General features: G+C 73.5%; 21 protein-coding genes. 14 read left to right on the top strand and 7 right to left on the bottom strand.

Annotated features, from left to right (window positions below; all coding sequences use genetic code 11):
- Nucleotides 1-41 precede the first annotated feature (41 nt).
- Both DEJ51_RS13560 and DEJ51_RS13555 read left to right on the top strand, forming a co-directional pair.
- Nucleotides 42-1,604, top strand: a complete 1,563-nt coding sequence (locus DEJ51_RS13560; RefSeq protein ID WP_150257818.1) for an MFS transporter — start codon at nt 42-44, stop codon at nt 1,602-1,604.
- A 220-nt stretch (nt 1,605-1,824) separates the two neighbouring features.
- A complete protein-coding gene (locus tag DEJ51_RS13555; protein WP_150257817.1) occupies nt 1,825-2,775 on the top strand; it encodes a 1-phosphofructokinase in 951 nt (316 codons plus the stop codon).
- 25 nt (nt 2,776-2,800) lie between these two features.
- On the opposite strand, the gene DEJ51_RS13550 is transcribed toward DEJ51_RS13555, so the two are convergent.
- On the bottom strand, nt 2,801-3,568 hold the full coding sequence (locus DEJ51_RS13550) for a DUF6227 family protein (protein WP_150257816.1): 768 nt from the start codon (nt 3,566-3,568) through the stop codon (nt 2,801-2,803).
- A 192-nt stretch (nt 3,569-3,760) separates the two neighbouring features.
- On the opposite strand from DEJ51_RS13550, the gene DEJ51_RS13545 reads away from it, so the two are divergent.
- Nucleotides 3,761-4,402 (top strand): vitamin K epoxide reductase family protein, encoded by a 642-nt coding sequence (locus DEJ51_RS13545; RefSeq protein ID WP_190620362.1) that lies wholly within the window; start codon nt 3,761-3,763, stop codon nt 4,400-4,402.
- A gap of 116 nt (nt 4,403-4,518) precedes the next feature.
- On the opposite strand, the gene DEJ51_RS13540 is transcribed toward DEJ51_RS13545, so the two are convergent.
- A complete protein-coding gene (locus DEJ51_RS13540) occupies nt 4,519-4,929 on the bottom strand; it encodes a rodlin (protein ID WP_150257814.1) in 411 nt (136 codons plus the stop codon).
- Between the two features lie 271 nt (nt 4,930-5,200).
- Here DEJ51_RS13540 and DEJ51_RS13535 point away from each other — a divergent pair, with 271 nt between their 5' ends.
- The gene (locus DEJ51_RS13535; protein ID WP_150257813.1) at nt 5,201-5,686 is read left to right on the top strand and encodes a hypothetical protein; all 486 of its coding nucleotides are present in this window, start codon (nt 5,201-5,203) and stop codon (nt 5,684-5,686) included.
- Between the two features lie 154 nt (nt 5,687-5,840).
- The gene (locus tag DEJ51_RS13530; protein WP_150257812.1) at nt 5,841-6,080 is read left to right on the top strand and encodes a chaplin; all 240 of its coding nucleotides are present in this window, start codon (nt 5,841-5,843) and stop codon (nt 6,078-6,080) included.
- 82 nt (nt 6,081-6,162) lie between these two features.
- Here DEJ51_RS13530 and DEJ51_RS13525 read toward each other — a convergent pair whose 3' ends face one another.
- From DEJ51_RS13525 to DEJ51_RS34490, 5 genes are all read right to left on the bottom strand, one after another.
- Nucleotides 6,163-6,507, bottom strand: a complete 345-nt coding sequence (locus DEJ51_RS13525) for a hypothetical protein (protein WP_150257811.1) — start codon at nt 6,505-6,507, stop codon at nt 6,163-6,165.
- Nucleotides 6,508-6,697: 190 nt separating this feature from the next.
- Nucleotides 6,698-7,873 (bottom strand): chaplin, encoded by a 1,176-nt coding sequence (locus DEJ51_RS35525; protein ID WP_150257810.1) that lies wholly within the window; start codon nt 7,871-7,873, stop codon nt 6,698-6,700.
- A gap of 121 nt (nt 7,874-7,994) precedes the next feature.
- Nucleotides 7,995-8,228: a chaplin gene (locus tag DEJ51_RS13515; protein ID WP_150257809.1), complete on the bottom strand. Its 234-nt coding sequence runs from the start codon at nt 8,226-8,228 to the stop codon at nt 7,995-7,997.
- 250 nt (nt 8,229-8,478) lie between these two features.
- On the bottom strand, nt 8,479-8,889 hold the full coding sequence (locus tag DEJ51_RS13510) for a rodlin (protein WP_030011310.1): 411 nt from the start codon (nt 8,887-8,889) through the stop codon (nt 8,479-8,481).
- Between the two features lie 79 nt (nt 8,890-8,968).
- Nucleotides 8,969-9,106, bottom strand: a complete 138-nt coding sequence (locus tag DEJ51_RS34490) for a hypothetical protein (RefSeq protein ID WP_190620361.1) — start codon at nt 9,104-9,106, stop codon at nt 8,969-8,971.
- Between the two features lie 174 nt (nt 9,107-9,280).
- On the opposite strand from DEJ51_RS34490, the gene DEJ51_RS13505 reads away from it, so the two are divergent.
- The 9 genes from DEJ51_RS13505 to DEJ51_RS13465 all read left to right on the top strand — a co-directional run bounded on the left by DEJ51_RS13505 (nt 9,281) and on the right by DEJ51_RS13465 (nt 21,042).
- A complete protein-coding gene (locus DEJ51_RS13505) occupies nt 9,281-10,372 on the top strand; it encodes a DUF3344 domain-containing protein (protein ID WP_411757313.1) in 1,092 nt (363 codons plus the stop codon).
- Nucleotides 10,373-10,391: 19 nt separating this feature from the next.
- A complete protein-coding gene (locus DEJ51_RS13500; protein ID WP_150257807.1) occupies nt 10,392-11,579 on the top strand; it encodes a glycosyltransferase in 1,188 nt (395 codons plus the stop codon).
- Complete coding sequence (locus DEJ51_RS13495) at nt 11,576-13,105, top strand: exopolysaccharide biosynthesis polyprenyl glycosylphosphotransferase (protein WP_411757312.1); 1,530 nt, start codon at nt 11,576-11,578, stop codon at nt 13,103-13,105. The genes DEJ51_RS13500 and DEJ51_RS13495 overlap by 4 nt, the downstream gene beginning before the upstream one ends.
- Nucleotides 13,105-14,517: an O-antigen ligase family protein gene (locus DEJ51_RS13490; protein WP_150257806.1), complete on the top strand. Its 1,413-nt coding sequence runs from the start codon at nt 13,105-13,107 to the stop codon at nt 14,515-14,517. Before DEJ51_RS13495 ends, DEJ51_RS13490 begins: the two co-directional genes overlap by 1 nt.
- A gap of 137 nt (nt 14,518-14,654) precedes the next feature.
- Nucleotides 14,655-16,955, top strand: a complete 2,301-nt coding sequence (locus DEJ51_RS13485; protein WP_411757311.1) for a lipid II flippase MurJ — start codon at nt 14,655-14,657, stop codon at nt 16,953-16,955.
- Nucleotides 16,945-17,721: a polysaccharide deacetylase family protein gene (locus tag DEJ51_RS13480; RefSeq protein ID WP_150257805.1), complete on the top strand. Its 777-nt coding sequence runs from the start codon at nt 16,945-16,947 to the stop codon at nt 17,719-17,721. The genes DEJ51_RS13485 and DEJ51_RS13480 overlap by 11 nt, the downstream gene beginning before the upstream one ends.
- A complete protein-coding gene (locus DEJ51_RS13475) occupies nt 17,718-19,013 on the top strand; it encodes a glycosyltransferase (protein ID WP_223835792.1) in 1,296 nt (431 codons plus the stop codon). The genes DEJ51_RS13480 and DEJ51_RS13475 overlap by 4 nt, the downstream gene beginning before the upstream one ends.
- Before the next feature lie 77 nt (nt 19,014-19,090).
- Nucleotides 19,091-19,903 (top strand): lipopolysaccharide biosynthesis protein, encoded by an 813-nt coding sequence (locus tag DEJ51_RS13470; RefSeq protein WP_223835791.1) that lies wholly within the window; start codon nt 19,091-19,093, stop codon nt 19,901-19,903.
- The gene (locus DEJ51_RS13465) at nt 19,900-21,042 is read left to right on the top strand and encodes a GNAT family N-acetyltransferase (RefSeq protein WP_150257804.1); all 1,143 of its coding nucleotides are present in this window, start codon (nt 19,900-19,902) and stop codon (nt 21,040-21,042) included. Before DEJ51_RS13470 ends, DEJ51_RS13465 begins: the two co-directional genes overlap by 4 nt.

Here is a 21,042-nt window from a genome sequence, read left to right as displayed (position 1 = left end):
TAGGACACAGACTGACCTAGACGCCGTCTAAGTTTCTCCTCATGAGCACCGAGACGTCCAGGACATCGCCCGAAAGAGAGAACGGGCCCGTACAAGAAGAGCGGAACGACGTAGCCCACGACGCACCCAGCTCGCCCGCCGACCGCCGCCGCTGGCTGGCGCTCGCCATCGTGATGACCGCGGCCTTCATGGACCTGGTCGACGTCACGATCGTCAACATAGCCATCCGCACCATGCGTGAGGACTTCGGCGCCTCCACCAGCGCGATCCAGTGGATCACCGCGGGCTACGCCCTCGCCTTCGCCGCGGGCCTGATCACCGGCGGCCGTCTCGGTGACATCTACGGCCGCAAGCGTGTCTTCCTGATCGGCATCGCCGGATTCACCGCGGCCTCGCTGCTCTGCGGCATCGCCGCCAACCCGGACGTGCTCGTCGCGGCCCGCCTCCTGCAGGGCGGTATGGCCGCCCTGATGGTGCCGCAGGTCCTGGCGATCATCCACGTCACCTTCCCGCCGCAGGAGCGCGGCAAGGTCTTCGGCATGTTCGGCGCGATCGTCGGCCTCGCCGCCGTCTCGGGTCCGCTGCTCGGCGCGCTGCTCATCGAGTGGGACCTCTTCGGTCTCGGATGGCGCCCGATCTTCCTGATCAACCTGCCCGTCGGCATCATGGGCGTGATCCTGGGCCGCAAGTTCATCGCAGAGTCCAAGGCCCCCAAGGCGCTGCGCCTGGACCTGGTCGGCGTCGTCCTCGCCACCCTCGCCCTGGTCCTGCTGATCTTCCCGCTGACCCACGGCCACGAGAACGACTGGCCGGCGTGGGGCTTCGTCTGCATGGGCGCGGCGCCCTTCGTCTTCGCCGCCTTCATCGCGTACGAGAAGTACAAGATCAAGAAGGATGGCTCCCCGCTCGTCGAGCTCTCGCTCTTCAAGGTCAAGAGCTTCGCGGGCGGTATCGCCGTCCAGCTGACCTTCGGCATCGCCACCGGCATCTTCTTCCTGGTCTGGACGATGTACATGCAGATGGGTCTCGGCTGGAGCGTGCTGCGCGCGGGTCTCACCGGCATCCCGTTCTCCATCGCGGTCTCGGTCGCCGCGGGCCTCTCGGTCGAGAAGCTCGTCCCGCGCTTCGGCCGCAAGGTGCTCCAGGCCGGTGCGCTGGTCATGGCCGCAGGCCTGCTCCTCTACATCTGGGAGTCGCAGCACTACGGCATGGAGATCGCCTCCTGGCAGATGGCCGCCCCGCTGATCGTCATGGGTGTCGGCATGGGCCTGATCGTGGCCCCGCTGAACGACACCGTGCTCTCCGAGGTGCCGCGCGAGCACGCCGGATCCGCATCGGGCCTGATCAACACCACCGGCCAGATGGGCAACGCGCTGGGCCTCGCCCTGACCTCCGTCGTCTTCTTCGGGCTGATCGACGACGACATGGTCTTCGGCCCGCCGTACGTGGAGGCCTTCCGCGGCGCGCTCTGGTGGGTCGTGGCCGTACTCGTCGTGATCTTCGCGGTGATGTTCGTCCTGCCGCGCAGGGCGCTCCCGATGGAGCAGCGCGAGGGTGCCGCCGAGCACGCCGACCGCCCCGTGGAGAAGGTCCCGGCCGGCTGAGCCGCCCCTGAGCGCCACCGCACGGACATGTCCGCCCTCCCGGGCGGGCATGTCCGTTTTTTGTCTCCGTCCGGAGGCCTGCGTACAGTGGTTCAAATCCGTTCATCAATGAATGAAACGGACATAGCTGGCCGAAGATGGCCTGCCCTGGCCTGCCCTGACCTGGCCTGCCCTGACCTCGGTCTCGACCGAGACCACCGGTACGGAAGTTCTGCTCGCGATGATCCTCACCGTCACCCCCAACCCCTCCCTCGACCGGGCCTACGAGGTCCCCCCGCTGGTCCGCGGCCGGGTACTGCGCGCCGGCGGTGAACGGGTCGACCCCGGGGGCAAGGGCGTGGGCGTCTCCCGCGCCGTCGCCGCCGCGGGCGTCCGCACGACGGCGGTCCTCCCGCTCGGCGGCGCCCCCGGCATCCTGCTCGCCGAACTGCTCGGCGCGCAGGGCGTGGACGTCACGGCCGTGTCGATCGCCGGACAGACCCGCTCGAACATCGCCCTGACCGAACCCGACGGCACCCTTACCAAGATCAACTCGCCCGGTCCGGCGCTCTCCCCGGAGGAAGCCGCCCTCCTCCTGGACACCGTCCGCTCCGCCGCCGCCGAAGCCGCCTGGGTCGCCTGCTGCGGCAGCCTCCCGCGCGGCATCGAACCCCGGTGGTACGCCGACCTGGCCGCCCAGGCGCACGCGGCGGGCGCCCGTGTCGCCCTGGACGCGCCGGGGACCGCACTGCCCGGGGCCCTGGCCGCCCTTCCCGACCTCGTCACGCCCGATGCGTCCGGGCTGGCGGCCGCGGTGGGACGCCCGCTGCCCACCCTGGGGGACGCGGTCAAGGCCGCCGAGGAACTCCGCGAGCGGGGCGCGGGGGCCGTACTGGCCTCCCTCGGCGCGGACGGCCGGCTCCTGGTCTCGGCGGAGGGCGCCTTCTACGGCACGGCCCCGGCCCCGGTGGTGCGCGCCGCCGTGGGCGCGGGCGACGCCTCCCTGGCCGGGTTCCTGATCGAGGGCGGCACCGGCCCGGGCGCCCTCGCCTCGGCGCTGACCCATGGTGAGGCCGCCGTCCGGCTGCCGGGCAGCGCCATGCCGACCTCGGCGGACCTGCGCCCCGACCTGGTCCGCATCACCGACCACCCGCCTCTGGACCTCCAGCTCGCCGACCCCGGCATGCCGTAGCGCCCGCCGCCCGGGCCGGGCCGGGTCACCGTACGCGGGCGCGCTGTTCCATCGCTCCGCGCGCGGCCGCCTCGCTCTCGTACACCTCGCACATGTGCCGCCCGTCGGGCGTCGCCGTGTGCTCGACCTCCCACAGGCTCACCTCGGTCCCGTCCACCAGCACGAAGGCGTGCTCGTACAGGCTGAAACCCGCACCCCGCCCGTCCGAGAGGCTGTGCCGCGCCCCGAACGCCTGCGTGATCTGGTGCGCGTACGCCGACCGCAGCGCCGCCGCCACCCGCTCGCCCGGCCGGTCGGCGTTCTCCGCGCGGCGCAGCACCCGCCGGGCGTGGTCGGCGGACTCCTCCACCGCGTACTCCCGGTGCCGGACGGGGGCCGCAGTCGCGTACAGTGCGCTCAGCAGCGCCGCGCCACCCTCCGGCTCCTCCTCGCACGGCACCGGCGCCGGATCCGCGGACGCCCCGGCCGGCGCCTCGCCGAACAGCCGGGTGACGGCCAGGCAGATCTCCGCCTTGCTCGCGAAGACGTCGTGCCGGACGGTCCGGTCGCCCTCCAGCCGGTAGGCCAGCTCCCACAGCGAGACCGAACCGCCGTCGGTCAGCAGGTAGGTGTGCCGGTGGGTCTCCCGCCAGACGCCCGCCTCCGGACTGTGGTGGGCGGTGTAGAGCGAAGAGCTGTGGGCGAGCGCCGTGCCGAGGCGCTCCACCAGCCTGTCCGGCAGGTCGAAGGAGTTCAGGGCGCGGCCGAGGAGTCGTTCGAGGTGCGCCTCGGTTGTCTCGTACGGATCGCTCAAGGTGGGTCTCCAGGCCGTCGCAGCTTGTCACTTCGCGGAAGCTCAACGTAACCCCTGGTTCTGACATCACGTCCGGGGTTCGGTAAAACGTCCGGGAAGCATCGGCGGTTCCCGCCACACCTTCAGGTCAACTTACGTACGGATGCGCACGGTTGAGTCCGGTCTGAGGGGAACCGCGGGACTATGGGCCACATGGCAACGAATACAGTGGGCCTCCCGCGTCAGCAGGTACGGCCCCGCAGTGGACACGAGGGTGGGCAGGACGCCGCCCCGAAGGGGCTGGCCTGGCTGCTGGCCGTCACCGGGGCGGCCGGGCTGCTGGCCTCGTGGGTGATCACCCTCGACAAGTTCCTCCTGCTGGAGGACCCGGACTTCAAGCCCGCGTGCAGTCTCAACCCGGTCGTCTCGTGCGGCAGCGTGATGACGAGCGACCAGGCGGCGGCCTTCGGCTTCCCCAACCCGATGCTGGGGCTCGTCTCGTACGCCGTCGTGGTCTGCGTCGGCGTGGGCCTGCTGGCCGGCGCCCGCTACCGCGGCTGGTTCTGGCTCGGACTGAACGCCGGCACGCTGTTCGGCGTCGGCTTCTGCAGCTGGCTGATGGTCCAGTCGCTCTACGAGATCAACGCGCTCTGCCTGTGGTGCTGCCTGGCCTGGGTCGCGACCCTGCTGATGTTCTGGGCCGTCACCGCGCACAACGTCCGTACGCGCGCCCTGCCCGCCCCCGGACCGCTGCGGGGCTTCTTCACCGAATTCGGCTGGGCCCCGCCCGCCCTGCACATCGGAGTGATCGGCATGTTGGTGCTCACGCGCTGGTGGGACTTCTGGACCGGCTGACCGCCGGGTGCGGAACGCGGAGAGGGCCCCGGTGGCTTGTACGCCGCCGGGGCCCTCGTCCTTCACTCCACAGGCTCAGCGGCCCGCGGTCACCCGAAGGGCGGAGGAGCCGGAGATCAGCTGCCGTTCGAGAGGTTGCCCGACAGGACCGGGATGTTGTCCAGGATGTGCGAGAGCGGCTCGTCGCCCTTGGCCTGGGTGGAGTTCTCGGTGCACTGCTGGTTCTGCGGGTTGGACAGGACGTTGATGTCCTGGACGCCGATGTTGAGCGCGGCGATGAGCGACTGGGCGTTGACCTTCGCCGGCAGGCCGATGCAGGGCTTGTTCAGGGTGCCCTGGACCAGGCTGAGCTGCGGGCTCATGTCGCCGTGGGTCTTCTGGTTGCCGTAGATCTGCTGGGCACCGTTGCCGTTGACGGTGTTGATCCCGTTGTCGTTGCCGATGGCCATGGCCGGGGCCGCGGCGGCAGCGCCCGCGCCGATCGCAACGGCGGAGACCGCGGCGGCGGTCATGAACTTCTTGAACATCTTGATCCTTCTGTCGCACGAGTGCCCGCTGATGGAGCGCCCTGGTCAACTGCCCGACCTGGGGGTTGGTTCCGCTGCTTCACTCAAACGGCCTGCGTCTGCCGAGGTTTTCCCCGGCCCGGGTGAGTGGCCTCCGGACGCCTGCGCGAAGCCCGTACGAAGCCAGCACCGGCCGGGGCTCCGGTTGCGCTCCGTGCGAGGTGTTCGCACGGTGGGTGATGAAACGGATCATTCCCTTCCGTTTCCGTGTCCCCACCACGAAGGAACGTCCATGCACCGCACGAAGCCGTCCCGCGCCCGCCTCCTCGTCCCGTCGGCCCTCGCCGTCGTCATACTGTCCGGCGCGGCTGCCCCCGCGGTCGCCGTGGAGGGTGACGGCTCCGCGGCCCTCACCGAACGGGTGGCCTCCGTTCAGAAGCAGGTGGAGAAGATCGAGCGGCGCGCGGCGGCCGCCGGCCCCATCGACGACCTCCTGGCGGGCCTCACCAAGACCCTTGAGAGCCTTCTCGCTTCGGTCGGGGGTCTGCTGCCCGACGGGGTGGTGCTGCCGCCGATCGAGCTGCCGAAGCTGCCGGAGATCAAGCTCCCCGAGCTTCCCGACCTGTCCGGCCTCATCCCCGAGCTGCCGGCGGTCCCCGAGGTTCCGGCGCTCCCCGAGCTTCCCGCGACCCCGGCGGTCCCCGAAGTCCCGGCGCTCCCGGCCCTGCCCGCGACCCCGGCCGTACCCGCGGTCCCGGCCCTTCCCGCAGTCCCGTAGAGGCGGATAACGGACCCAACCCGTCACATGGTTACGACAATTGAGCCGAACAGGTCTCATCGTGCGCGTGACCGTGTCGTCTGGGAAGCTGGACCGTTTCGCTCGATGTGAGCCCCGGATCGGGGCAGAACATCGAACAGAAGGTGCACTTCCCATGAACTCTGCCAAGAAGGCCGCTCTGGTGCTGGCCACCGCTGGTCTCGCTGCGGCCGGTGCCGCCGGCTCCGCCGCCGCCGACTCGTCGGCCGAGGGCGCGGCCGTGGGTTCCCCCGGCGTCCTGTCCGGCAACCTGCTGCAGGTGCCGGTGCACGTCCCGGTCAACGTCTGCGGCAACACCGTGAACGTCATCGGCCTGCTGAACCCGGCGTTCGGCAACACCTGCGTCAACAACTGACGTCGGCAGAACAACCGACTGTGGGCGCCCCGGCCTGGCCGGCGGCGCCCACAGTCGTGTCGGCGTGTTCAGCCGGGGCGGTTCACTGGCCGCCGTTGAGCTTCACGCCGCCGAGCGCCGGAGACGCCTGGGTGGCGCCGTTCGCGAGGCCGAGCACGGTGCCGGGCACGTCGTTGCGGACCTTGTTGACCTTCTGAGCGGTACCCACCACCTTGTTGACGGTGTCGCCCTGCTCGGCCAGCCCGTTGCCCACCGTCTGCGGAAGGGACTCGGAGACGGGCCCGACGGCGTTCAGCGTCTCGGTCACCCCGCCGGTCAGGCTCATGGGGGGCATCGCCGCCGCGGTCTCGGCGGCGAACGCGGTGGAGGAGGCGCCGAGGGCGGCGACGGAGCCGACGACGACAGCGACGACCTTCGTGAACTTCATAATCGAAATCCTCTTCTTTCGTGGACAGAGACGTCAGCGGCGACCGTCGCGCCACTTTCACCCTGGGTAACGATTCCCCGCGGCTGCGGAAACGCGAACGCGCGCGCGGAGAGGTGCGGACATGACAGCGGCCGGAGAATCCGACGGGGATTCTCCGGCCGCTGTTTTTTCCGATTACCGGTATTGCCGGTCAGGACACGCGCGACCGCCGGTACAGAATGGCGCCGCCCAGGATCAGGGCGGTGGCGAGAGCCGCCGCGGCCGCGGGCTGACCCGCACCCGTCTCGGCCAGCATCGGCCCGGTCACGTGCGCCGGAGCCGGTGCCGGAGCGGGGGCCGGCGGCTGTACGGGTGCGGGGGCCGGGGCCGGTGCCGTCACCGGGGGGAGGGTGACGGGGGTGTCACCACCGGGGGCGGCCGGCGGCTGGTCCGCGGGCGGTACGACCCCGGGCGCGGGGGCCGGAGCCGGAGCCGGGTGCTCCACGGGCAGGCTGCCGTGCGGCGGACCGGGCGCGGGCCCCTCCTCCACCACGGGGGCCGGACCGGGGGCGGGGGCCGGCAGCGTGTGCGGGGTCTCCTCGGCCGGTGCCGGGAAGGGCTCCGGGGCGGGGAGCGTGTGCGGGGCCTCCTCGGCCGGAGGCTGCGGCGCGGGGGGTGCCGGCGGAGCCTCCGGCGGGGGCGCGGGCGCCTCCTGGACCGGCACCGGGGTGGGCAGCGGGGCCGGGTGCTCCTCCACCGGTTCCGGCTTGGGGTGCGGATGCTCGGGCGCGGGGGGAGCGTGGTGCGCCGGCGGGGGCGGCGGCGACGCCTCGGGGTGGTCGTCGCACTCCTCCTCGCCCCGCTGCCCACCCGGGCTGCCGTAGCCGCCCTCGTGCCGTGGCTCCTCGTGCCGCGGCTTCGCGTGCCGCGGCCCCTCCTGCCGGGGCTGCTCGTGCCGGGCCCGCTCCTGGTGGGGCTGCTCGTACCCGCCCGCGTGGCGCGGCGACCCGTGGCGCTGCTCCGGCACCGTGTGCCGGCCCTCGCGCTCGTCGAGGTAGCGCCCGAAGGCCTCGGCGTGCTCCGGGCTGAGGTAGCGCCCGTAGTCGTAGCCGTCGTGCGCGTGCGAGCCGGTGTCGGTGACGCACGTGTTCCCCATCGCAGGGTTGAGCGCCGCACCGCCGTCCACGCTGTTGCCGCACACGTTCGGTGCGAAGGTGACCGGTACCGAGACGCTGTTGCCGGCCAGCACGCCCGGCGAATGCGAGACCTCGGCGCTCGCACCGGGGTGCGCGTAGGCCGCGCCGGTCGCGATCGACAGCAGACTCGAAGCGGCTGCCGCCGTGAGCATCCCCTTGCCCAGTACCTGTCGGCTCAGTACCTGTCGCATGGGTCCTTCCCTGTCTACCGGCGCCACGGCCGGTGTGGAATCGGAGGAGGCCTCGGAGTGCACCGCCGTGCACTCCTAGGCCACCCCGAGGAGGCTTGCCCTCGCGGGCACAAGCGCTTCGTCAGGCGTTGACGCAGGTGTTGCCGAACGCCGGGTTCAGCAGCGCGATGATGTTCACGGTGTTGCCGCAGACGTTGACCGGGACGTGGACGGGCACCTGGACCAGGTTGCCGGACAGGACGCCGGGGGAACCGACGGCCTGGCCGGCCGCGTTCGAGTCGGCCATGGCGGGGGAGGCGGCACCGGCGAGCATGAGAGCGCCGGCGGCCAGCACCACTGCCTTCTTGTACGTCATTTTGATTTCTTTCCTTCCCGCAGGGGCGTGTCCACTGCAGAAATAACAACGAGCGGCCCGGGAAAAAGAAACCGCATATTCTTGGCGGTCTGCCGGCAATTCACCCCGATGCGCGGACCGAAGTCCGGACCGAATTCCGGGTGCCGGCGGATTCGTATCGACAATTCGGGGGCCGGGGCATCCCGGCCCCACATGCGGCGAGGCCGCCGCGACCCGGTGGGTGCGACGGCCTCGCTGGCGCGGGCCTCGGTCAGCTGCCGTTCGAGACGTTGCCGGAGAGGACCGGGATGTTGTCCAGGATGTGCGAGAGGGCCTCGTCGCCCTTGGCCTGGGTGGAGTTCTCGGTGCACTGCTGGTTCTGCGGGCTGGACAGGACGGGGATGTCCTGGACGCCGACGTTGATCAGGGCCAGCACGGACTGCACGTTGGCCTTCGCGGGGAGGGCGATGCAGGGCTTGTTGAAGGAGCCCTGGATCAGAGCCATCTGCGGGCTCATGTTGCCGTAGGTCGCCTGGTTGCCGTAGATCTGCGCGGCGCCGTTGCCCTGGACGGTGTTGACGCCGTTGTCGTTGCCGATGGCCATAGCCTGCGGCGCCATGGCGGCACCGATGCCCACGACCGAGGCGGCAACCGCGGCCGAGGCCATCATCTTCTTGATCATTGTCGTCCCTTTTTTGCAGGATTGCCCGGTAGTGGAGCACCCGGATCAACGGCGCGGTCCCGGTTCGGGTTGCGTGGCTTCACTCGGATGCGGGCGTTTCGGGCAGCACGGTTGACGGTCGGGCGCTGATGCGGGTGCTGCCGAACGAGGCGTTCGGCAGGGCGACCACGTTCGGCGGGACGGCGACGGAGGCCCTGGAGCAGGGTGGGCCGCTCATCTCCGCATTTCCTTTCGGTTCGAACAATGGTGCAACCCATAACGACCCGCCGGTTGTGAGGGTGCGTGCTATCGCCCAAAAGGCCGTACGAGCGAGTCCGGCGTGATTTCCCGCCTGATTTCTGCCAAAGTTCACTCCTGTTTTGTCCCCTTGATCGAAAATGGAGACAGGGTCATGGGTTCCTCCCGCAGAATCCTCGGCGCGCTCGGTCTGCTGTCCTGCCTCACCCTTTCCCTGAACCCCCAGACGGCGGGCGCGGCGGTTCCCGCTCCCAAGGAGCTGCCCCGGATCCCGTTCACCCAGCGTTACCAGGCGGTGCAGCACGGCGGGCTGGTGCGCGCCTCCAACTCCGGCATCAGCTGCCGCAAGGAGCAGTCCCCCCAGGCCGAGCCGTGCGCCGAGGTCAAGAAGGGCGCGGCCGGGGTCAACGGCGACTTCGAGATGTTCTACAGCGAGGTCGACAAGAATCCGGACACCTACAACTCCACCCGGGCCGAGCTCAAGGTGCCGCAGGGCGCGAAGGTCTCGTACGCGCGTCTCTACTGGGGCGGGAACCTGCGGGTGGGCGAGCAGAAGCCGCCGGAGGACAACGGCCGGGTGCTGGTCGCGGAGCCCGGCGGCGCGTACAAGGAGGTCCTCGCCGACACGGTGACGGGCCACCGCACGGACGCGGGCAGCGATGCCTACCAGGCCTCCGCCGACGTGACCCCGCTGGTCCGCAAGGGCGGCGCAGGCCTGTGGACGGTGGCCCAGCTCAACATCGCGATGGGGCACTCCGAGGTGGGTGCCTGGGGCGGCTGGACGCTGGTCGTCGCCTACGAGCACCCGCAGGAGCCGGTGCGCCGGATCTCGCTGTGGGACGGCTTCGAGTCGGTCGCCGCCCGCGCCGCCGACGCGGTCGTCGAGGTCGAGGGCCTGGAGGCGCCGGCCGGTTCCGCGGGCCGGGTCGGGCTCGTCGGGTACGACGGGGACCGGGGCGTCCTCGGGGATTCACTCACCGTGACGGCCGACAGCGGCCGCCGGGTGAGCCTCAGTGACGGAGAAAATCCTTTTAATGATGTTATGAATTCCACGATCACGGAATTCGGTGATCAGCCGTTCGCGCGACAGCCCGAACACGTGAACAATCTCGGATATGACGCGGACGTGTTCGACCTGAGTCCCGCCCTGTCCGGTGGTGCCCGCAGTCTGAGCTTCAGATTCACGGGCGAAAGTCAGGGTCATTTCCTCGGTGTGCTCTTCGTTCAGACAGACGCGCGCCGCTGAACGTAGGAGACCACTCCACGTGCCCAGTCAGCCTCGGGCGGCACAGCCCACGACCGTCCTCCACCTCGTACAACCCGTCGACGGCGGTGTGGCCAGGGTCGTCACCGACCTCGTCCGCGCACAGACCGCCGAAGGGCTGCGCACCGTCGTCGGGTGTCCGCCCGGCGGCACGCTCGCCGACGCCGCCCGGGCCGCCGGAGCCGAGGTGCTCACCTGGCGCGCCGGGCGGGCCCCCGGCCCCGGCCTGCCCGCCGAGATCATCGGCGCCCGGCAGGTGCTCCACCACGTACGGCCCGACCTCCTGCACGCCCACAGCGCCAAGGCCGGCCTGGCCGGCCGGCTCGCCGCGCGCGGGAGCCTGCCCACCGTCTTCCAGCCCCACGCCTGGTCCTTCGACGCGGTCGGCGGCGCCACCGGCGCGCTCGCACTGCGCTGGGAGCGGTACGGGGCCCGCTGGGCCGACCGGGTGCTCTGCGTCAGCGACGCCGAACGCCGTGCGGGCGAGACCGAGGGGATCACCGCCCGCTGGACGGTGATCCGCAACGGCGTGGACCTGGACCACTTCCGCCCCGGCGGGCCCGACCCCGACCGCGACCGGGCCCGGGCCCGGGCCGAACTGCCGATGCCCGCAGGCTTCCCGGCCGACGCCCCGCTCGCCGTGTGCGTGGGCCGCATCTGCCCCCAGAAGGGGCAGGACATCCTGCTGCGCGCCTGGCCGGAGCTGCTCGCCACCGTCCCCGGCGCCCGCCTCGCCCTCGTCGGGGACGGCCCCGACACCGAACGGCTGCGCCGCACCGCGCCACCCGATGTGCACTTCGCGGGCGCCGCCTCCGACATCCGACCGTGGCTTCGGGCCGCCGATCTCGTTGTACTGCCGTCGCGGTGGGAAGGCATGGCGCTCGCCCCGCTCGAAGCCATGGCCTGTGGCCGCCCGGTCCTGGTCTCCGACGTCAGCGGCGCCAGGGAGAGCCTGCCGCCGGGCCAAGGACGCCTGTGCCTGGTGCCGCCGGAGGATCCGACGGCCCTGGCCGAGGCCCTGGGACGGCTGCTCGCCGAGCCGCGGCTCCTCGCCGAACTCGGTGAGCAGGCCCGGCAGCACGCCCGGACCGACTTCGACGTGCGGCGGACCACGGACGCGGTCACCGGCCTGTACCACGAACTGCTGGGCAGGCCCCGGCCCTTGAACCAGGAGCGCATCAGCCGATGACGATGGACAGCGCACCCGCCCGGCACACCAAGCAGGGCGGCACGGGGCCCGCCCGCGCAGGCGCCTTCGCGCCCGCGCACCTCGCGGCGGCCCGCCGTTCGGCGACCGCCATCCACCCCCCGCGCGGGCCGAGGGCCGACCTGGCCCGCTCCGCCGTACGCCCCCGCCGCGTGCGCCGTCGCGGCCGAGTCCTCCCGCTGCTGACCGCCGACGCGCTGGCCGCCGTACTCACCGCGACGACCCTGCCCGCTACGGCGCCGCCCGTCCTGTACGCCGCCCCCCTCCTGCTCGCCGCGCTGCACGCGCAGGCCGGGCTCTACCGGCCGCGGCTCGCCCCCTCCGCACTCCTCGAACTGCCCGTGCTGGCCGGGCGGTCCGCCGTCCTGTGGTGCTCGGTCGCCGCCGTCACGGCCGCCGCCTCCCCGGCCCGGGCCATGGGCTGGAGCGTGCTGCTCACCGCCGTCTGCCTGCAGGCCGTCCTGGCGTGCGCGGGCCGCGGACTCGTCAACCAGCTGCGGCGCCGCTCCGCCGTCCGCCGGCCCGTCTCCGCCCTCGTCGTCGGACCCGGCCCCGGAGCGAGCGCGGTGGCCGCCGCGCTGCACGGCCGCCCCGAGTACGGACTGCGCCCGGTCGGACTCGCCGATCCCGTCGCGGGCTACCCGCCCGCCGAGAGCGACGGCGGCACCCTGCCGCTGCTCGCCACCCACGAGGACATCCGGCGCGCGGTCATCCAGAACTCGGTCGGGCACGCGGTGTTCACCCGGCCCCCGGAGGCCGACGAGCGCACCGCCTCCCTGGTCCGGCTCTTCCACGACCACGGCTGCCGGCTGTGGCTCGCCGACCCGGCCGGCACCGCCAAGGTCACCGGCATGCGGGTGCCGCACCCCACCGACCAGCTCTGGGGGTTCGCCGTGCAGCCGCTGCTCCCGCGCCCGGCCCGGCCGCTGGAGCGCTGGGCCAAGCGGGTCATCGACACCGTGCTCGCCCTCGTCGCGCTGCTCGCCGCCGCCCCCGTCATGGCGGCCTGCGCGCTGGCCGTACGGGTCTGGGACGGCCCCGGGGTGATCTTCCGGCAGGAGCGGGTCGGCCTGTACGGGCGCCCCTTCACCCTGCTGAAGTTCCGTACCCTGCGCGCCGACGCGCACGAGGCCGCCACCCGCTGGACCGTCGCGGGCGACCGCGGGATGAGCCCGGTCGGGTCCTTCCTGCGCAAGTCCTCGCTGGACGAGCTCCCGCAGCTGTGGAACGTCGTACGCGGTGACATGGCCCTCGTCGGACCCCGCCCCGAACGTCCCTTCTTCGTCGCCAAGTTCTCCACCGTCCACCCCGGCTACGAGGCCCGCCACCGGATGCCCGTCGGCATCACCGGCCTCGCCCAGATCAACGGCCTGCGCGGGGACACCTCCATCGAGGACCGGGCCCGCTTCGACAACCACTACATCGACACCTGGTCGCTGTGGCAGGACCTGTGGATCCTCGCCCGCACCGCGGCCTCCTTCTTCCGCTTCCGGCTGGGGGGCAGCTGATGAGTCTCGCCGTACCGGGCCGGTGGATCCGGCCGGACGGGCCGGCCCTGCTGCGCGGGCACTGGCCGCTGCTGCCGCTCGCCGCCACCGTGCTGTTCCTGCTCGCCCCGCTCCCGGCGGGGGACGCCACCGCCTCCGGGAAGGTCGGCCCGGCCGACGCCGCCTCGCTGCTGCTGGTCCTCGTCTGCGCCGTGCAGGCGCTGCGCGGCCGGGTGCGGGCGCTGACCCCGCTGGGTGTCGCGGTGCTCGGGGCGCCGGCCGTGGGCCTCGCGGTCGCCACGATGACCGCGGGGGACCCGTACGCCGCCCTGCCCGGCTTCGTGCGCTACCTCCAGGTCTTCGTGCTGGTCCCGGCGGCCGTGGTGCTGCTGGTGCGGGACGCCGCGGAGTTCCGGCTGGCCGCCGGGTGCTTCGTGGTCCTGGCCCTGGTGCAGGGCGCGGTCGGGGTGGTGCAGTACGCCACCCACACGGGGGCCTCGTACCAGGGCGAGGACGTCCGGGCCGTCGGCACCTTCGGCCCCGGTGACGTCATGGGCATGGCCACCGTCGTGGCGTACGGGCTGATCGTGGCGACCGCGGCCGGGCTCGCCCCGGGGCTGCCGCGGCGCCTGCGGCGGATCGCGGGAGCCTGCGCGCTGGTGCTGGTGCTCCCGCTGGTGCTGTCCTTCAGCCGGGGCGCGTGGATCGCCACCGCGGGCGCGGCGGTGCTGGTGATGGCACTGTCCGGGATCCGGCGGGCCCTGAAGGTGGTCGCCGCACTGGCGGCCGCCGGGGTGGTCCTGGTCGGCGGGTTCGGGGTCGGCTCGGAGATGGTCGCCGAACGGCTGACCTCCATCACCCAGGTCTCCAGCGCCCCCGACCAGTCGGTGACCGACCGCTACACGATGTGGGCCGCCGCCGAGTCGATGTGGCGCGAGCGGCCCGCGGTCGGGGTGGGGCTCAAGGGCTTCCCGGCCAACCGGGACGGGCACGCCTCGCTGGGCCTGTCCTCCGGCAGCGACACCGCGGGCGCCGGGCAGGCGTACCTGCGCCAGCCCCTGCTCTCCCCGCACAACATGTACCTGCTGATCCTGAGCGAGCAGGGCCTGGTCGGGCTGGTCGCACTCGTGGGCGGCTGGGCGGCGCTGCTGGTGGCGGGAGTGCGCCGGCTCGCCGCCGGCGCGGGCACCGCGGCACGGGACTGCGGACTGATCGCGACCGGGCTGTTCGTGTGGCAGCTGACCGACTTCCTCTACGCCGACATCGGCGGGCCGTCCACGGTGCTGACCGGAGTGATCATCGGCCTGGCGGCCTGGTGGGCGCTTCCCTCCCGGGAGGCCGCAGGTCCACTGCGCGGGGCGGGCGCGGTCTCCGGAGCCGCCACGGGTGCGGGTTCACGGGGTAGGGCCCCCGGGGTTGCGGCTCGCCCGTGACGGACACCACGCCTTGGCGGCCCGCCTCCGGCCCTCCGGCCGGGGCGGGCCACGCCCGTGTCCCGGGAGCCCCGGCCGCCGGCCCGTCGCGTGTCCCGGCGGATCCCGGTCCCGCGGGCCGTCCGGGGAACGTGCCTGTGCCCGGGCGGTCCGTGGGCGGGGCCGATCCGGTCGGCCGTAGCGGCGTGGCCGGGTACCCGGGCGGTGCGCCGGTGGCCGGGCGGGCCGCCGGCGGGGAGGACCCGGCGGCCCGCCCCGGAGTGCCGGGATCCGGCTCTGCGGGCCCGCGGAGCCTGCCGGGTCTGCGGGGCCTGCCCGGCCTGTCGGGTCTGCCGGGTCTCCCGGGCCCTGACGACGCGGCCCGCCCGGCCGTGCCCGTCCCGGCCGACCCCGGGTTCGTCGCCGGGGGGCTCCCGCGCGGGCCCGCGTTCGGTTCCGCCGGGTACCCGGGCGGAGCCTCGGGACGGCACAGCATGCGGGTGGAGGCCGGGGCGGGCCAGGACCGCCGCGCGGTGGCGCGTTCCGCCACCCCCGGCGGCGGTCAGGCGCCCGACTCCGCCGCCGCCGACGGGAGCCGGCCGCGGGGCGGGGTCCGTCAGGCGCACCGCGCGGGCGGGCCCTGTACCTCCCCCGACGGGAGCCGCACCGCGGGCGAGCCCTTCCCTCCGGCCGCTCCCGGCGGCAGCGGCACCGCCGGCGGGGGGCGGCCGAGCCAGGCCCGCCGGGCGGGTGAGCTCCCCGCCACCCCCGGGGGGAGCCCCGTGCCCGGATCCGCCGCCCCCGGGGGGAACGCCGCCGGTGGGAACGCCCCCGCGGGGAACGGCCCCGTCGGAAGCCAGCCGCTCGGGCGGTTCCTGGCCAAGGCCGCCGCCGTCACCGCCGGACTGACCGCCGCCGGGGCGGTGCTCGGGCTGCTGCGCGACCAGACCATCGCGCACCTCTTCGGAGCCGGGCACGACAGCGACGCCTTCCTGATCGCCTGGACCGTGCCCGAGATGGCCTCCACGCTGCTGATCGAGGACGCCATGGCGCTGCTGATGGTGCCCGCCTTCAGCCAGGCCCTGGCCCGGCGGGCCGCCGGCCGGGCCGGGCTCACCCGCAGGGAGGCCCGCACACAGGACCCCGTACGGCTCCTGGTGGGGGCGACCCTGCCGCGCCTCGTCGTGTTCCTGGCCGCCGTCGCCTCCCTGCTCGTCGTGGCCGCGCCCGCCGTCGTCGCCGTACTCGCCCCCGGCCTGCCCGACCCCGCACTGGCCGTCGAGTGCACCCGGTTCACCGCGCTGACCGTGCTCTCCTTCGGCATCGCCGGCTACTTCAGCGCAGCGCTGCGCGCGCACCGGTGCTTCCTGCCGCCCGCCGCGATCTACGTCTCGTACAACGTCGGCATCATCGGCACGATGGTCGCCCTGCACGCCCTGTGGGGCGTCCGGGCCGCCGCCGCAGGCGTCGCGGTCGGCGGACTCCTGATGGCACTCGTCCAACTGCCCGCCTTCGTCCGCAACGTGGGCTTCGGCCCGCCCCGCGCGAAGAAGGCCGCCCCGCGCAACCAGCGCGACCGGGACCGCCCCACCCTCATCGCCTTCGGGGTGATCGCCCCCGTGATCTTCTTCGCGGTGTTCCGGCAGTCACAGGTGCTCGTCGAGCGGTTCCTGGCCGCCTCGCTCCCGCCCGGGGCGATCTCCCATCTCAACTACGCGCAGAAGGTCGCGCAGATGCCGATGGTGCTGTCGCTGATGATCTGCACCGTCACCTTCCCCGTCGTCGCCCAGGCCATGGCCGCGGGGGAGCGGGAGAAGGCCCGGCGGCGGGTGGAGCAGGACCTCGCGCTGGCCTCGCTGGCCGTCCTGATGGGCACCGCCCTCGTCATCGGCTACGCGCCCCAGATCATCGAGGTCCTCTTCGAACGCGGGGCCTTCACCCACGAGGACACCCTCGCGACCGCCTCCGTCATGCGGGTCTACGCACTCGGACTCCTCGGCCACTGCCTCGTCGGAGCACTGTCCCGGCCCTTCTTCTCGACCGCCCGGCCCACCTGGTTCCCGGCGTTCGCGATGGGTGCCGGACTGCTCGTCAACGTCGTGGCCGGAGCGTTCGCCGTCCGCTGGTGGGGCACCTACGGCATCGCCGCCGCCAACGCCGCCGGCATCTCCACCACCGCCGTCCTGCTCCTCGCCGGCCTCGGCTCGCGGATCATCGTCATCCAGGTCCGCCGGGTCGCCGTCAGCATCAGCCGGCTCGGGGTCGCCGCCGTCGCCGCGGCCGCCACCGGCTGGATCGCCGGCCCGATGATCCCCGACCCGATGCTCAGCGCCGCCCTCGGCTGCCTGCTGGTCCCGGCCATGTTCGGAGCCACCGGCATGGCCATACGCGCCCTCGAAGTCACCGCCCTGCCCGGTCAGATCTCCCAGTTCACGCAGAGGTTCCGCAATGTCCGCTGACACCGACACGGCCCCCGCCGCCGTGGTGGTCCCCACCCGCCGGACCGCTTCGCCGTGGGTCCTGATGTACCACTCGGTCGCCGAGTTCACCGACCCCGCGGAGGACCCGTACGGGATCACCGTCACTCCGCTCGCCCTGGAGGCCCAGCTGATGTGGCTGCGCTCCCGCGGCCTGCGCGGGGTCTCCGTCGGCGAACTGCTGCGGGCCCGCGCGGCCGGGCGCGGTGCCGGGCTGGTCGGACTGACCTTCGACGACGGCTACACCGACTTCCTGTCCCACGCGCTCCCGCTGCTGAGCCGCTACGACTGCACCGCCACCCTCTTCGTCCTGCCCGGGCGGCTCGGCGTGGACAACGTGTGGGACCCGCTGGGCCCGCGCAAGTCCCTGCTCACCGCCGAGGGCATCCGCGAGGTCGCCGACGCCGGACAGGAGATCGGCTCGCACGGGCTGCTCCACCAGGACCTCACCGCGACCGCCGACGACGTGCTCCAGCAGGAACTGCGGGGCAGCCGCGACCTGCTGCGGGAACTGACCGGCACCCTGCCCGAGGGGTTCTGCTACCCGTACGGGCACCTCGACGCCCGGGTCGTCTCCGCCACCCGGGCCGCCGGATACGGCTACGCCTGCGCCATCGACCCCGGACGGCTCGCCGGCCCGCACGCGCTGCCGCGCACGCACGTCAGCCAGGCCGACGGAGGCGCCCGGCTACGGATCAAGCAGTTCCGCCACCAGGTGCGCGAGCTGCGGCGCGGGGTGCAGCGGTGAAGCCACTCCAGTCGGTCAAGGCCCTGCACATCATCACCGGGCTCGGCGTCGGCGGCGCCGAACAGCAACTGCGGCTGCTGCTGCGCCACATGCCGATGCAGTGCGACGTGCTCACGCTGACCAACCCCGGGCCGGTGGCCGAGGGGCTGCGCGCCGACGGGGTCCGGGTCGTCCACCTGGGCATGCGGGGCAACCGGGACCTGGGGGCACTGCCCCGGATGGTGAAGTTCATCAGGCGCGGCCGGTACGACCTCGTGCACACCCACCTGTACCGGGCCTGCGTCTACGGGCGCCTCGCGGCCCGGCTCGCGGGCACCGCGGCGACCGTGGCCACCGAACACTCCCTCGGCGAGGGCGAGATCGAGGGCAGGCCGCTCTCGGGCGGAGTGCGCACGCTGTATCTGGCCAGTGAACGCCTGGGCGCGGCCACCGTGGCCGTCTCCGACACCGTGGCCGCCCGGCTGGAGGGGTGGGGGGTGCCGGCCGCGCGGGTGCACGTCGTACCGAACGGGATCGAGGCCGTCCGGTTCCGCTTCGACGAGGGCGTCCGGCGGGCCACCCGGGCCCGCACCGGGCTGCCCGAGCGGGCCTTCGTGGTCGGCGGGGTCGGCCGGCTGGTCCCCGGCAAGCGGTTCGACGTCCTGGTGCGGGCCGTGGCCGCGCTGCCGGGGGCGCACCTGCTGCTGGCCGGGGACGGGCCGGAGCGGGCGGGGCTGCGCCGGCTGGCCGCCGAGCTCGGCGCGCAGAGCCGGATCCACCTGCTGGGGGAGCGGGACCCGCTGGGCGACAGCGCGGACGGCCGCACGCCGGGCATCCCGGCGCTGCTGGCCGCGATGGACGTCTTCGTCTCCCCGTCGCGGGAGGAGGCCTTCGGGCTCGCCGTCGTGGAGGCCCTGGCCGCGGGACTCCCCGTCCTGCACGTGACCTGCCCGGCCATCGACGACCTGCCCGCCGCCCAGGCCCCGGGGGCCCGGCGCATCGGCACCGGCACGGAGGAACTGGTCGCGGCGCTGCGCGGCCACATGGAGGCGGGCGCGCGCAGGCTGCCCCCGCCGCCGGTGGTCCGCCGCTACGACATCGCCCGCAGCGCGCGGCAGCTGCTGGACGTGTACGACCTCGCCCTCTCGGCCGCCCCGGGCGCCGGGACGGCCCGGGGCCGTGCCCTCGCCGGCCCGGCGCCCGGCACTTCCGCCGGCACACCCGCCGGCACCTCCGCCGGCGCCGCAACCGTCGTCGGCGCCCGCCGCGAGCCGGTCGGGCCCGGACCGGCGGAGCCGACCGGAACCGGCTGATCCTTCCCTGCCCCCCGCCACAGGGGCCCCGACGGGCCCCGATGGCACCCCCCTCCCTCCAGGAAGCGAGCACGTCCATGGCCGACACGTCCGAGAAGAACCCCGAGAAGAAGGCCGAGAACAGGGCCGAGAACAGGGCCGAGCGGAAGGGCGACCACCGCTCCGAGCGGAGGCCGCGCCGCCGGAGGCTGTCGGCGCCCGTGTGGTGGCCGCTGCCCGCCTGCGCCCTGCTGGGCCTGGCCGCGGGCGGGGCCTACGGGGTCCTCAAGGCCCCCGAGTACGCCGCCACCAGCTATGTCGTCGCCGTACCGGACGACACCACCGAGCCGGCCACCGCGCTCGGCTTCGCGCAGGCCTACGCCCGTATCGCGACCAGCAGTTCCACCCTCGCCTACGCCCAGCCGCGGGCCGGCGTCAGCGCCGCGAAGCTGCGTACCCAGGTACGGGCCGAGACCTCCCCGGAGTCTCCGATGATCGCCGTCACGGGGACCTCGAAGAGCCCCGCCGAGGCTGCCGACATCGCGAACGCGGTCGCCGACGCCCTGTCCCTGAGCAGCAATCAGGCCGCGAAGAACACCGGCGTCCAGCTGCTCCTGTTCAACCAGGCGGTCGCGCCGGCCGAGCCCGCCTCCCCGTCCGCCGCCATCAGCGGCGCCGTCGGGATGTGCGCCGGCGGGCTGCTCGGCGGGCTGTGGCTGCTGGCCCGGCCGGGCCGCGCGCGGCGTTCCGAGGACAGTGCGACCGGGTCCGCGGCCGGTCCGGTGGCCGGCGCCCCGGTCGGCTCCTCCGCCGGCTCCCCCGTGGAGGCGGCCGCCCCGGTCGAGGAGTACGCCTCGCTGCCCGCCCAGGGTGAGCCGGCCTCGGCCAAGGAGAAGGAGTCCGTTCGATGAGTCCGGGCTCCGCCGGGGCCCTGTCGGTGACGCTGTGCCGCGACCCCCGGCAGTTCGCCGCGCTGGAGGAGTCCTGGAACAGGCTCTTCCGCGCCTGCCCCACCGCCACCCCCTTCCAGAGCCACGCCTGGCTCCACTCCTGGTGGCTCTCGTACGGCAAGGACGGCCGGCTCCGGATCGTCCTCGTCCGGCGGGGCGAGGAGCTGGTCGGCGCGGCTCCGCTGATGCTCGTACACCGGCCGGTGCCCCTGCTGGTGCCGCTCGGCGGCCTCATCACCGACTACTTCGACGTGCTCGTGGCCGCCGAGTACGCCGGCCAGGTCGTCCCGGCGCTGGCCCGCGGGCTGCACCGGGCCGCCCGAAGGGCCGTCGTGGACCTGCGGGAGGTACGCCCCGGTGCTGCCGCCGAGGAGCTGTACCGGCAGTGGCCCGGGGTCTCCCGCAGGCTCACGGACTCCACGTGCATGGAGCTGCCGACGCTGCCGTTCGACGAACTGGTCAAGCGGATGCCGGCCTCCGGCGCCCAGCGGGTCCGGGCCAAGCTGCGCAAGACCGACGCGGCCGGGATCGAGGAGCACGAGGTCACCGAGCAGGAGGTGCCGCGTGCCGTACGGACCCTGCTGCGGCTGCACGAGAAGCAGTGGCGCGGCCGCGGGGTGACGCCCGAGCACCTGCGGCCGCGCTTCGCCGAGCACCTGACCCGGGCCACCCGGCGGATGGTGCGGGCGGGGGAGAGCCGGCTGACGGAGTTCCGGCTGGACGGCAAGGTGGTGGCGGCCAACGTCACGCTGCTGTCGGCCGGGCTCAGCGGCGGCTACCTGTACGGGGCCGACCCGGACCTGCGGACGCGGAAGGTGGACGTCGCGACGCTGCTGCTGCGGTACGAGGCCGGGCGGGCGCACGCCGAGGGCCGGCCGGTGGTGAGCTTCCTGCGCGGCAACGAGCCGTACAAGAACCACTGGCGGCCCGAGACCGTCGTCAACCAGCGTTTCCTGCTGGCCACGGCGGCGCTCGCGCCCCTGCTGCGCGTACACGAGTCGCAGGTGACGGGGCGCGAGCGGGCGGTGGACGTACTGCGGGAGGCGCTGCCGGCCGCCAGGGACTGGCGGGCGCGGCTGGGCGAACTGCGGGTGCGATGA

Source organism: Streptomyces venezuelae, assembly GCF_008642275.1.
In the GTDB taxonomy this organism is placed as follows: Bacteria; Actinomycetota; Actinomycetes; order Streptomycetales; family Streptomycetaceae; genus Streptomyces; species Streptomyces venezuelae_E.
Note: the sequence above shows the minus strand (reverse complement) of the source record. Positions and strands in the feature narration are given on the sequence as shown.

Coding starts and splice junctions, on each gene's coding strand:
- DEJ51_RS13560 (WP_150257818.1), top strand. CDS start 42: ATGAGCACCGAGACGTCCAGGACATCGCCCGAAAGAGAGAACGGGCCC.
- DEJ51_RS13555 (WP_150257817.1), top strand. CDS start 1,825: ATGATCCTCACCGTCACCCCCAACCCCTCCCTCGACCGGGCCTACGAG.
- DEJ51_RS13545 (WP_190620362.1), top strand. CDS start 3,761: ATGGCAACGAATACAGTGGGCCTCCCGCGTCAGCAGGTACGGCCCCGC.
- DEJ51_RS13540 (WP_150257814.1), bottom strand. CDS start 4,929: ATGTTCAAGAAGTTCATGACCGCCGCCGCGGTCTCCGCCGTTGCGATC.
- DEJ51_RS13535 (WP_150257813.1), top strand. CDS start 5,201: ATGCACCGCACGAAGCCGTCCCGCGCCCGCCTCCTCGTCCCGTCGGCC.
- DEJ51_RS13530 (WP_150257812.1), top strand. CDS start 5,841: ATGAACTCTGCCAAGAAGGCCGCTCTGGTGCTGGCCACCGCTGGTCTC.
- DEJ51_RS13525 (WP_150257811.1), bottom strand. CDS start 6,507: ATGAAGTTCACGAAGGTCGTCGCTGTCGTCGTCGGCTCCGTCGCCGCC.
- DEJ51_RS35525 (WP_150257810.1), bottom strand. CDS start 7,873: ATGCGACAGGTACTGAGCCGACAGGTACTGGGCAAGGGGATGCTCACG.
- DEJ51_RS13515 (WP_150257809.1), bottom strand. CDS start 8,228: ATGACGTACAAGAAGGCAGTGGTGCTGGCCGCCGGCGCTCTCATGCTC.
- DEJ51_RS13510 (WP_030011310.1), bottom strand. CDS start 8,889: ATGATCAAGAAGATGATGGCCTCGGCCGCGGTTGCCGCCTCGGTCGTG.
- DEJ51_RS34490 (WP_190620361.1), bottom strand. CDS start 9,106: ATGAGCGGCCCACCCTGCTCCAGGGCCTCCGTCGCCGTCCCGCCGAAC.
- DEJ51_RS13505 (WP_411757313.1), top strand. CDS start 9,281: ATGGGTTCCTCCCGCAGAATCCTCGGCGCGCTCGGTCTGCTGTCCTGC.
- DEJ51_RS13495 (WP_411757312.1), top strand. CDS start 11,576: ATGACGATGGACAGCGCACCCGCCCGGCACACCAAGCAGGGCGGCACG.
- DEJ51_RS13490 (WP_150257806.1), top strand. CDS start 13,105: ATGAGTCTCGCCGTACCGGGCCGGTGGATCCGGCCGGACGGGCCGGCC.
- DEJ51_RS13480 (WP_150257805.1), top strand. CDS start 16,945: ATGTCCGCTGACACCGACACGGCCCCCGCCGCCGTGGTGGTCCCCACC.
- DEJ51_RS13470 (WP_223835791.1), top strand. CDS start 19,091: ATGGCCGACACGTCCGAGAAGAACCCCGAGAAGAAGGCCGAGAACAGG.
- DEJ51_RS13465 (WP_150257804.1), top strand. CDS start 19,900: ATGAGTCCGGGCTCCGCCGGGGCCCTGTCGGTGACGCTGTGCCGCGAC.